Raw genomic sequence first — 11008 nt, forward strand, 5'->3', positions numbered from 1 at the left:
TGGTCAAGTTCCCTGACGTGGTCGGCTCCGCTGGAGGTCGACGCGGACTGGGACTTCCACTCCGCCGGCGAGGACTCCCCCGCCGACCTGCGTGCGCTTTATGTCGCGGCGTGCCAGCGGAGTCGACGCGCGGCCGCCGGCCACCCGAGTCTCAGTGACCGCGCCGCCAAGCCGTCGTTCGGTGGCGGGCCGGTGAGCCTCCGGTGGATCTTCGTGCACATGATCGAGGAGACCGCCCAGCATCGCGGACACCTGGATCTTCTCCGAGACGCCCTCGACTGAGTGGCCGGCGCAGCCCCGGTCACCGGGAGCTGCGTCGGTTGCCGGTCCGTGCTGAGCCGACAGTCGTCAGGTCACGCAGGGCGAAGCGGAGATGCTCCCACTCCTCGTCGAGGATCACGTGCAGGCAGTGCAGGACCGACACCTCAATCTCGGCTGACCACGGGTTGCGTCGAGGCTCGGCGAGCAGCTCCGGGGTGGCGGCGGCGAGGAACTCGCGGACCATGGCCTGCCGCTCGGCCCGCAGGTCGAGCACCTCGGCCAGCGTCGGCTGCCCGGTTGCGAAGATCGAGGTGTCGTAGTTGTCGGTCGCGTACTCGGCGTGTGGCTGCCCGAGCGGATGGAAGGGCTGCGGCCGCCGCAGCACCGCCTTGCCGAGCCAGGCGTCAGTGGCGAACGCGAGGTGGCGCAGGGTCTGCGCGAAGGACCACTCACCCTCGACCGAGGCGTCGACGGCACCCGCCGGCAGCGCGGACGCGCGGTCGACCGCCGCCGCCCAGGCCCGTTCGAGCGCCGCCCACGCCGCCCGCAGTCCCGCCGGATCCTCGGCCCGCCGCAGCTCCCGCCCCGGGAAGCGGCGGTTGATCTCGGCCTCGACGAACGGCACGACGTCGACCCCGTTTACCAGCAGGGGCCCGTCCGCCAACCAGGGTGCGTCGATGTCGAGCCCGCGTACGTCGACGCCCCGCATCACCGCCCCGGCCAGCGTCGACCTGGTGAACCGCGCCCCCTGTAAGTCCCGGTCGACAAACTCAACGACCCGGTCCTGGACCATGTGGACCCCTCCCGTCAACGAATCGCGGCGAGGGTAACGCGGAGCTGCGACACCTTCGTCCGGTCCCGGGCGGACAGGAGGCGCTCTCCTTGCCCGCCGAGGCGCAAGCCCATAGCCTTGATTCGCCGACGTCAATGGAGCACCACCCGCGGCGTCGCGCTGGTGTGGCTGCCCGCGTCCCGCTGGCCCGTACCGCCGGGTGGTTGCAGCGACGGGGGAATCCTTGATGCGACGACGGACGCTGTGGACGATCCGGCTGGGCACCGCCCTGGTCGCGGCCGGCAGCCTGGTGGCCTCGACGGCCGTGGGCGGCACCGCGCACCGGCCCGCCACCCCACCCACCGCCGTGGTCGACTGGAGCACCGAGCGGCAGACGGTCGACGGGTTCGGCGGGTCCTTCGCGTTCCACAAGGCGGGGTCGATCCAACGGCTCGGCGAACCGCTCACCTCGCAGATGCTTGACATGATCTTCGACGACCAGGCGGGGATCGGCCTGGACATCGTGCGGGTGATGGTGGGCGACGGCGGCGTCTGGGGCGACCAGCTCTACGACGGGCCGACACAGACGATCGAGCCGGAGCCGGGCACCTTCGTGTGGGAGCGGCCCGACTGGGCGCAACGCAAGGCCGACTTCGACGCGTACCAGGTCTGGTTGATGCGACAGGCACAGGCGCGCGGCGTCGAGACGATACTCGCCAGCGTGTGGAGCCCACCCGCGTGGATGAAGCAGAACAACAGCGTGACCTCCGCCAGCCCCACCGGCGCACCGAACAAGCTGCGACCCGACATGTACCAGGCATTCGCGGACTACCTCGCGGAGTACGTGCTCGGCTACGAACGCGAGTTCGGGATCAGGATCACGCACCTCTCTCCGACGAATGAACCCGACATCTCCACCGGGTACTCCAGTTGCCAGTGGACCGCCGAGGAACTGCGCGTCCTGGTCCGCGACCACCTCGGTCCCACCTTCGAACGACTGGGTGTCACCGCGAAGATCGTGCTCGGCGAGGGCGTCGGCTTCCACGAGGGGTACGCGCTGCCCACGATCACCGACCCGGCGGCGAACCGGTACGTCGACGTCGTCGCCGCGCACGGTTACGCCGGGCTGATCGACGACGCCACCCGGGCCGCGCCCACCGCGTTCACCACGTCACACGCGCTGGGCAAGACCATCTGGCAGACGGAGTACATGAACCAGGGCGCCCCGCGCGACAGGTTGTTCGTCAACAACACGATAAGCGACGGCCTGCGCTACGCGACCCTCATCGGCAACCTGTTCGACGAGACCCGGCTGGGCGCGTACTTCTGGTGGTGGCCGGTGGCGAACAACGGCGCGGACGGCTCGGACCTGATCCGTCTGGTCAACACCGGCACCCCGCAGAGCGGCAACCCGACCGAGAACGGCCAGTACCGCATCTTCAAGCGGTACTACACGTTCGGCCAGTACAGCCGCTTCCTCGACCCGGGTGACGTGATGATCGGCGCCACCAGCACGCCGTCGCCAGGGGTGCGGGTCACCGCGTACAAGGACGAGGCGACACACGACTTCACAATCGTCGTGGTCAACAACAACGCGGACGACGTCCCGCTCACCGTCGATCTCACAGGCGGCTTCCCGCTGCCGCCGGAGACCAGGCAGGACTGCAAGAAGGGTGGGTGGGCCCGGTTCGTCAACCCGACATTCCGCAACCAGGGCGAGTGCGTCGCCCACGTCGCCGCCGGCAAGGGTCCACGACCGTCGGTGGTGCCCTACCGCACGTCAGGCAGCGAGAACATGAAGAAGCTGGCCGACATCCGCACCCACGGCGGGTCCTTCAGCACGAACCTCCGTGGCCACAGCGTGACGACGTTCGTACCGAAGTGGTCCGAGCTGCCCGCGCTGCCCGACCGCAAGGATGTCTTCTCCACCTACCTGGCCAAGGAGAACGACGGGCAGTCCGCCGGGTTGCGGGTGGTCACGACGCCCGCCCACGGCAGGGTCGTCACGGGCGTACGCGACGGCAGCCACCTGCGGTGGACGAACGTCAACTTCGCGGACGGCTCGGCGGCGGGGTTCGCCGACCAGAAGGGCCAACTGCGCCTACACGCCACAGTGGCCCCGAAGGCGGGTGGCGTGATCGAGGCACGCATCGGCAGCCCGGACGGACCGCTCGTCGGCTCGATGAGCGTACCGCCGGGGTCCGGCACCGACTGGGTCACCGCGACGACGGCGATCGACACCAGCCCGTCGGCGGCGAACGGCTTCCACGACCTCTACCTGGTCTTCACCGGTGGTGACGGCACCCTCTTCACTGTGGACCGGGTCGAGTTCAGCGACTGAGCGCCAGCGGTGGCTATTTACCGTCTTCAGTAGAGTCCTCGACAGGCGGGCCGATCCGCCGAAGGCGTCGTGACCGCTGCCGGTCAACCGCCTGGTTGCCGCAGGGAAGAGGTCGAGAATGGTCGACGCCGATCAGCAACGCCGCAGCACCGTGGCGACGGTGCTGGCCAGGGCGCTGCCCGGGACCGCCCCTGACGTACCGTTGGCGATGGCCCGCGAGATCCTCGACGTGCTGCCCGACCTGCGCCTGCTCGACGAAGCCCGCGCTGCCCAGGCCGTGATGGAGCAGACGATCGAGCGGGTACGGGTGGAACTCGACAGCAGTCCCTGGGCGGTCGAGCTGCCGCCGCCGGGGACCACCCTCAGCGAGGCGTTGCGTGCGGAGGCCCGGCTGCTGCGGCGGACCACCGCGACGAAGACCGGCGCCTACGCCATCGGATTCACCGCCGGTTTCGACGCCTTCGTACGTGCTCTCCAGGCGCGCGCCACCACCGTCGCCCCGCAGCCGCGTCCCGGCGTCGCCACTGACAGTTCCGCACCCGCTGTGCCGGACGACCGCCCCAACAACGTACGGCTGGCCGTCTCGTCTCGCGTCGCGGGGCTCCCGGCCGACCCCGCTGCCCGGGCGGAGTATCGGCGAATCCTGGTCGGAAACGAACTCGTCCGCTACGGCCTCAACACCGGGGTGAACTCCACCGAGATGGCGTCGGCCGTCGCCGACCTCGTCCTGGCCGCGTTACCGGAGATCGACACCCTGGCGGAGGCACGTGACGCCCTCCAGGCCAGGGAGGAGGAACTGCTGGCCCTCTGGCACCGGCTGGCCGTGGCACAGGCGGACTGCGGGCTCGCCGCAGCCGAGACACGCTGGCGCAACGCGCTGGCCAGGGAGTTGCGCCAGCAGGCCGACGCGGTGACGCCGAACGCCGGGATGACCGACAGCTTCACCATCGGCTTCAGCCTCGCCAGTCAGTCCCTGGCCCGCAAGCTACGTGCCCGCGCCGACGAGATCGCCGTCCTACCCGTCCCGACCGACCTCTGGGCGCTGCCGAAGCACCACGACGAGCCCGACTCCTAACCATCCGGGCCCTGACCATCCGGGCCCTGACCATCCCGGCCCTGGCCCCCGAGCCCTGACCATCCGCGTCGTGACCATCCGCGTCGTGACGGCCGCCGCACGGGTCGTCCCAGACCCCGTCGGCCCGCGTGTCCGCGCGCCACGACGGGCGTCGGCAGTCGCGCTGCGCCGCCCGTGATCGCCGATCAGCTCGGCGTAGCGATCGTCACTGGCCGTGACCGTCGTCCGCTGTCGGGTTCCGTGGTCATCCCTGTCCCGTCCACGCTTTGCTCTGCTTCAACCGACGCAACAGTCACGCTCCGTGCTGACAGCAGGTCGGGCGACAGCTCACCATCAACGCTCCGCCGCTGGTCAGCGGCGGTTGCGTGGGTTGAAGCAGAGCAAAGCGGAGAAAGTGCACATCGGTTCGGTGGCCGGTGGACGACACGCTGCGTGAGGGTCACGGAGGGTCGTCGCCCCGGCGGATGCGGGCCACCGTCGGCGCGGGCCCGGCCGGTGATCCGGCGGGCCCGCGCCATCACGCCGGCCGGGCCGGCGCCGACCGCACCGTCACGCCGACCGCACCCTCACACGGCCAGGCGTGTCGCGGTCACGCACGCTGGGCGGGCTCGCGGGCCAGCAGCGCGCGTAGCGCCCGGACCACGTCGGCCGGTGCCTCCTCGGCCATGAAGTGGCCGCAGGTGACCGTCTCGTGCACCAGGTCCGGCGCCCATCCGCGCCACAACCCGGCGGCGTCGTACCCGAGGGCGGCACCCCAGTCCTGCTGGAGCACGGTCACCGGCATCCGCAGTCGGTTACCGGCCGCCCGGTCGGCCCGGTCGTGGACGACGTCGATGCCGGCGGTGGCCCGGTAGTCGGCGACTATCGAGTCCACCGACGCGCGGGACGCCGCGAGGTACGCCGCCCGTACGTCGGCGGGGATCGCGCCGGGGTCACGGGTCCAGCCGTCCAGGAAGTGGCCGAAGAAGGCGTCGGCGCTCGCCGCGATCATCTTCTCGGGCAGGCCGGGCGGCTGCGCCATCAGGTACAGGTGGAAGCCGACCGCCGCGTCGACGCCGTGCAGCACATCCCACATGTCGAGGGTGGGCAGCACGTCGAGGACGGCCAGCCGGGTGATGCGGTCCGGGTGGTCGAGGCCGGCGCGGATGGCGACCAGGGCTCCCCGGTCGTGACCGGCCAGGGCGAACCGGTCGTGACCGAGCGCCTCGGCCAGGGCGACCACGTCGGCGGCCATTGTCCGTTTGGCGTACGCGGTGCCGTCCGGGTCGGCGGGCTTGTCGCTGTCGCCGTAGCCGCGCAGGTCCGGCACGATCACCGTGTGGTCGGCGGCCAGGTCGGCGGCGACGTGCCGCCACATCAGGTGGGTCTGCGGGAAGCCGTGCAGCAGCACGATCGGGCTGCCGGAACCGCCGACGGCGGCGTGCAGCGCCACCCCGTCGGCGACGGGTACCCGCTGCTTGTCGAAGCCGTTGAGGTGCGGGGTCATGCCAGGTCCTCCGGATCGATCTGGTGGGCTGATCGGCGGTTGCCGGTCGCCGACACCGAGGTTCGCCGAGCCGGATCAGCAACGGATGAGTGCCCGACAAGTGCCACCGGACCGCCACCACGACCGGCACCTAGAGTGGTCGCATGACCAGGCAGGACACGGTGCCGACGGTGTCCTTCGGGGTGCTCGGTGCGGTCACCGCGTGGGCTGGTGGCGTGCCGGTCGGCCTGAAGGGCCCCCGGCATCGCGCCGTGCTTGCCAGGTTGTTGATCGCCCGAGGCCGGGTGGTCCCTGTCGACCAACTCCTCGCCGACCTGTGGCACGGGCCGTCGGAAGGGTCGGTCGCGGCGATCCGCACCTTCGTGGCCGATCTGCGCCGTGCCCTGGAGCCGGAGCGGCCCGCCCGCCGACCGGCCCGGCTGCTGATCACCACACCCCCCGGGTATGCGCTGCGCGCCCCCGACGACGCCGTCGACGCCTGGCGGTTCGAGGCGGCGGTGATGGACTCCGGGCGACTGCTCGACCAGGGCCGCGCCGAGCCGGCGCTCACCGCTCTGGACGACGCGTTCGCCCTGTGGCGGGGGCCCGCCTACGCCGGGTACGACGGCGAGGGCTGGGCCCGTGGGGAGATCAACCGCCTCGACGACCTCCGGTTGCTCGCCAGCCAGCGACGGGCCGAAGCGCTGATGGCGCTGGGGCGCGACGTCGAGGCCGCCGCCGTCCTGCGGGGCGACGCCGAGGCACATCCGCTACGCGAGGACATCTGGCGGCTGTGGATCATCGCGCTGTACCGCTCCGGCCGACAGGGCGAAGCCCTCACCGCGTTGCGCCGGGTCCGCGGAACCCTTGTCGACGAGCTCGGCATCGACCCGGGGCCCCGGCTGCGTCAGCTCGAAGCCGACATTCTTCACCAGGCGCCACATCTCTCCGCGAACAGGCCCACCGCGAGGCCGTCAGGGGTGTCCTCCGCCAAGGCTCCGGCCGGGGCCGTCGGCGCGACACCGGAGCGTGCCGACGTGCCGCCGAGGCGGTGTCCGTTCGTCGGCCGTGAATCGGAGCTGGACCAGCTCGTACGAGTTGCCGCCGGCGCGGCCCGCGACGGCGTGCCGGCCGTCGCCCTGATCTCCGGTGACGCGGGTGCCGGCAAGACCGCCCTGCTCGACATGCTCACCCGCCGCCTGTCGGCCGACGGCTGGGTGACCGCCTGGGGTCGCATTCCCGAGTACGACGGGGCGCCGGCCGCCTGGCCCTGGACGCAGATCAGCCAGGCGCTGACTGCGACGATCGGGCCGGCACGGCAGACCGCGCCAGCAGCGCCGGCCGACACCGGGCCGGTGCCGAGCGGCGACGACCGGAGCCCCGAGACGCTGCGGTTCCGGCTGCGACGCGAGGCGGTCGCGCTCGTCGACGCGGCGGCCCGAGACAACCCGGTGCTGCTGATCCTCGATGACCTGCACCGCGCCGACGAGGGAACCCTGGACCTGCTCGCCGGCCTGGTCGCCGAGCCCGAACCGGCCACCGGTCCGGTCATGGTCGTCGCGGCGTACCGCACCTCGCAGGTCGGCGCCGAGCTGACGGCGGCGCTGGCCCGGCTGGCTCGCCGCGAACCGGCCCGGGTCTACCTCACCGGACTGCCCGAGGCGGCGACCGCCGAACTGACCCGGGCGATCGCCGGGTTCGACATCGACGCCGACGCCCTCAGGTTGATCCATCAGCGCAGCGGTGGCAACCCGTTCTTCGTCCGCGAGCTGGCCCGGTTGCTCGCCGCCGAGGGGCCGCAGGCACTTCAGCGGGTTCCCGCCGGGGTGCGGGACGTGATCCGGCACCGCCTCGCGCTGTTACCGGACGCCACCCGTACGCTGCTGCGGCAGGCGGCGGTCGTCGGCCGCGACGTTGATCCGGAGGTGCTCGCGGCGTTGGCCGGCGAGCCTGAACCGGTCGTCCTCGACGGCCTCGACCAGGCCGAACAGGCCGGTTTTCTCAGCGCGCACGGTACGGGCGGGCAACTGCGCTTCACCCACATCCTGGTCCGCGACACCCTCTACGACGACCTGCCGGCAGCTCGCCGCGCCCGGTGGCACGCCGCCACGGCCGAGACCATGGAACGGCTGCACCCGCACCAGTCCGCCGCCCTCGCCCACCATTTCCACGCCGCCGGCACCCGGGCCGCCGCAGGCCGTGCGGCCAGCTACGCGCGGTCGGCGGCGGAGCAGGCCGAGGCGAGGGCCGCCCCGCACGAAGCGGCCCGGCTGTGGGAGCAGGCGGTCACTGCGTACGACCGGGCCACCGACGGCGACGTGCCCGGCCGGTTGGCGGCACAGATGGGCCTGGGACGCGCCCTCGCAGTCACCGGTCGGCTGGCGCAGGCCCGCCGGCACCGGGCCGAGGCGGTCACCACCGCCCGGTGCCTAGGCGACCCCGACCTGCTGGCGGACGTGCTCACCGCCTTCGACGTACCGGCGATCTGGACCCGCAACGACGACGAGCCGCTGTCCCGGCAGGTCGCGGTGGCCGTCGACGCCGCACTGGCGGTCCTGCCTCCGGGCGAACGGACCCGCCGGGGTCACCTGCTGGCCACCCTGGCGCTGGAGCTACGCGGCACCACCGGCGACCGCGGCGCGCGGGCCGCCCGCGAGGCGGAGGAGATCGCCCGGCAGACCGGTGACGTGCCGCTGCTCACGTTGGCGCTCAACGCCCGCTACCTGCACACCTTCCACCGTGCCGGCCTGGCGCCCGAGCGGGCCCGGATCGGCGTGGAACTGGCGGAGGTGGCCCGATCCCGGAACCTGGTGACCTTCGAGGTGCTCGGCCATCTCATCGCCATGCAGGCGTACTGCGCGGTCGGCGACGTGGCCACGGCGAACGCCCACGCCGAGGCCGCCGACCGCCTCGCCCGACGCTACGAACTGCCCCTGGTAGGTCTCTTCATCCGGTGGTACGCCGCCCTGCGGCTGGCCATCGAAGGCCGTCCCACCGAGGCGGAGGACGCCTACCGGGAGGCCAACCTGGCGCTGCCCGCCGACGAACTGCCCGGTATGGCGCAGGGGCTGGCCCCGCTGGCGCTGTTCTGCCTGCGCCTGACGACCGGCGGCGACCTGTCGCCGGGCGAGGCGGTCCGCTGGCGGGACGAGGACTGGGGCCCCCACGAGCCCTGGGTGCGCCCGCTGCTGCTGCTCGCCGCCGGCGAACGCGGCGAAGCCGCCGAGGCCCTGCACGCGGTGCCGGAATCGCCGCACGACCTGCTCCGCGAGGCCCGTGGCTGCCTCGTCGCCCGCGCCGCCGTCGTGCTCGGCGACCGGGCCCGCGTCCGGTCCACGTACGCCGACCTGCTGCCGGCCGACGGTGAGCTGGCCGGTGCGGGCAGCGGCGTGCTCGCCCTCGGCCCGGTCGCCCGTCACCTCGGCGACCTCGCCGCCGCGCTCGGCGACGACGCGCGGGCGCAGGTCCACTACGCGTCCCTTCGCGGATGAGTGCGCTCAACCGCGCCGCGCGGGATCGTCCTCGATTGTCACGTCGACGGGACCGACCCGCAGGATGCCGTCGGTCAGTGGGGTGCAGCGCACGCCGCCCCGGCCACGCAGCCCGCGCCACGCGCCGGGGCCGATTGTCACGTCCATCCACGCGCAGGGATGCGCCGCGCGGTTCATCCGCAGCCGTACCGGCCCGTGGCCCGAGTCGAGCACCAGCACCGAGCCGACCAGGTCGTCCACCCCGATTCCGCTGGTCAGGATGTTGCGCCGGACCTGCGCCAGGCCGACGCCCGGCGGCAACGACTCGGCGGCGATGACTGTGACGCTCGCCTGACGGTGGGCGGGCCTGCCGAAGTACCTGTCGCCCACGATGCCCAGCTCGGCGCGGACCTGGATCTCGCCGACCAGCTCACCGGCCGGCGCCGGCTCCGGCCCGTCCGACGGCCGGCCCACGAACCGGTGCACGGGCGAGGCCAGCAACTGGACGATCTCCGGCATGCCCCGACTCTATGCCGGCCGCTACGGCGCTCGTGCCGAACCGAGCCACGCCCGGCACCCGGCATTCCGCATCCGGCATCCCGCAAGACATCACAGCTGTCGATGTTCTGACCGACTGTCCGGCACTCCGGCCCGCGCCTCGGGCTACGCTGATTCGTGACGACATCGACGGCGACCTGGGCGCCGCCGGGTTACCGCGGTCCCCCGACGAGTGAAAGGGGAACACGCCTGGCAACCGAGGTACGGTTCGCGAGCGGTGCCGGTGGCCGCCGGTTGACTGTGGAGATCACCGGCAAACCCGACGGGGTACCCATCTTCCTGCTGCACGGCACCCCCGGCAGCCGCAGCGGCCCGAAGCCACGAAGCGGGGTCCTGTACCGGTACGGCATCCGGCTGATCAGCTACGACCGTCCCGGTTACGGCGGCTCGACACCCCATCCCGGACGTACCGTCGCCGACGCGGCCGAGGACATCGCCGCGATCGCGGCGGACCTGGACATCTACCGGTTCTCGGTGGTCGGACGCTCCGGCGGCGGGCCACACGCGCTGGCCTGCGCCGCACTGCTGCCGCACGCGGTCACCCGTACGGCGGTACTCGTCGGCTTCGCCAGGCCCGACGTGCCCGACCTCGAATGGTTCAGCGGCATGGCCGCCAGCAACGTACGCGACTTCGCCGCCGCCTCCGACGACCGGCTCCTGCTGATGGAGCGGCTCAGGGCACAGGCCGCCCGGACCCGACGCGACCCGGAGAGCCTGCTGACCCAACTGGAGACCGACATGACCTGGCCGGACCGGCGGGTCGTACGCGATCTGGCCATCCGTCGCCTGATCGCCCAGGCGTACCGGGAGGCGCTGCGCAGCGGACCGCAGGGCTGGATCGACGACGTGCTGGCCCTGCGGCGGGACTGGGGTTTCAACCTGTCGGCGATCACCGCTCCGGTCCGGCTGTGGCACGGCGAACAGGACAACTTCGCACCGGTGAGCCACACCATGTGGCTCGCCCGGCAGATCCACACCGCAGAGGTCCACGTCCAGCCCGGCGCCGCCCACTTCGGCGCCGTCGAGATCCTGCCCGAGATGCTGGAGTGGCTGTCGAACTGGTGAG

At 72.3% G+C, this 11008-nt stretch carries 8 protein-coding genes; 5 read left to right on the forward strand and 3 right to left on the reverse strand.

Annotated features, from left to right (window positions below; genetic code table 11):
- Window positions 1-30 precede the first annotated feature (30 nt).
- On the forward strand, window positions 31-282 hold the full coding sequence (locus Van01_RS15590) for a mycothiol transferase (RefSeq protein WP_239099110.1): 252 nt from the start codon (window positions 31-33) through the stop codon (window positions 280-282).
- A gap of 19 nt (window positions 283-301) precedes the next feature.
- On the opposite strand, the gene Van01_RS15595 is transcribed toward Van01_RS15590, so the two are convergent.
- A complete protein-coding gene (locus Van01_RS15595; RefSeq protein WP_204007492.1) occupies window positions 302-1054 on the reverse strand; it encodes a DinB family protein in 753 nt (250 codons plus the stop codon).
- A gap of 226 nt (window positions 1055-1280) precedes the next feature.
- On the opposite strand from Van01_RS15595, the gene Van01_RS15600 reads away from it, so the two are divergent.
- Together Van01_RS15600 and Van01_RS15605 are read left to right on the forward strand one after the other, a co-directional pair.
- Entirely contained in the window at window positions 1281-3374 is a 2094-nt protein-coding gene (locus Van01_RS15600) for a glycoside hydrolase (protein ID WP_204007494.1), read from the forward strand.
- A 118-nt stretch (window positions 3375-3492) separates the two neighbouring features.
- Window positions 3493-4449: a hypothetical protein gene (locus Van01_RS15605; RefSeq protein WP_204007496.1), complete on the forward strand. Its 957-nt coding sequence runs from the start codon at window positions 3493-3495 to the stop codon at window positions 4447-4449.
- A 589-nt stretch (window positions 4450-5038) separates the two neighbouring features.
- On the opposite strand, the gene Van01_RS15610 is transcribed toward Van01_RS15605, so the two are convergent.
- Entirely contained in the window at window positions 5039-5935 is an 897-nt protein-coding gene (locus Van01_RS15610) for an alpha/beta fold hydrolase (protein WP_204007498.1), read from the reverse strand.
- Window positions 5936-6078: 143 nt separating this feature from the next.
- Here Van01_RS15610 and Van01_RS15615 point away from each other — a divergent pair, with 143 nt between their 5' ends.
- Entirely contained in the window at window positions 6079-9405 is a 3327-nt protein-coding gene (locus Van01_RS15615) for an ATP-binding protein (protein ID WP_204007500.1), read from the forward strand.
- A gap of 6 nt (window positions 9406-9411) precedes the next feature.
- On the opposite strand, the gene Van01_RS15620 is transcribed toward Van01_RS15615, so the two are convergent.
- On the reverse strand, window positions 9412-9903 hold the full coding sequence (locus tag Van01_RS15620; RefSeq protein WP_204007502.1) for a molybdenum cofactor biosysynthesis protein: 492 nt from the start codon (window positions 9901-9903) through the stop codon (window positions 9412-9414).
- Window positions 9904-10176: 273 nt separating this feature from the next.
- On the opposite strand from Van01_RS15620, the gene Van01_RS15625 reads away from it, so the two are divergent.
- Window positions 10177-11007 carry an alpha/beta fold hydrolase gene (locus tag Van01_RS15625; protein WP_308442395.1) on the forward strand — a complete coding sequence of 277 codons (831 nt, stop codon included), beginning with the start codon at window positions 10177-10179 and terminating at the stop codon, window positions 11005-11007.
- Window position 11008: the final 1 nt, after the last annotated feature.

The organism is Micromonospora andamanensis, from assembly GCF_016863495.1.
GTDB classification, from domain to species: Bacteria; Actinomycetota; Actinomycetes; order Mycobacteriales; family Micromonosporaceae; genus Micromonospora; species Micromonospora andamanensis.

Excerpts from the sequence above, each read along its gene's own strand:
- Van01_RS15605 (WP_204007496.1), top strand. The coding sequence starts at position 3,493 with ATGGTCGACGCCGATCAGCAACGCCGCAGCACCGTGGCGACGGTGCTG.
- Van01_RS15620 (WP_204007502.1), bottom strand. The coding sequence starts at position 9,903 with ATGCCGGAGATCGTCCAGTTGCTGGCCTCGCCCGTGCACCGGTTCGTG.
- Van01_RS15615 (WP_204007500.1), top strand. The coding sequence starts at position 6,079 with ATGACCAGGCAGGACACGGTGCCGACGGTGTCCTTCGGGGTGCTCGGT.
- Van01_RS15600 (WP_204007494.1), top strand. The coding sequence starts at position 1,281 with ATGCGACGACGGACGCTGTGGACGATCCGGCTGGGCACCGCCCTGGTC.
- Van01_RS15595 (WP_204007492.1), bottom strand. The coding sequence starts at position 1,054 with ATGGTCCAGGACCGGGTCGTTGAGTTTGTCGACCGGGACTTACAGGGG.
- Van01_RS15610 (WP_204007498.1), bottom strand. The coding sequence starts at position 5,935 with ATGACCCCGCACCTCAACGGCTTCGACAAGCAGCGGGTACCCGTCGCC.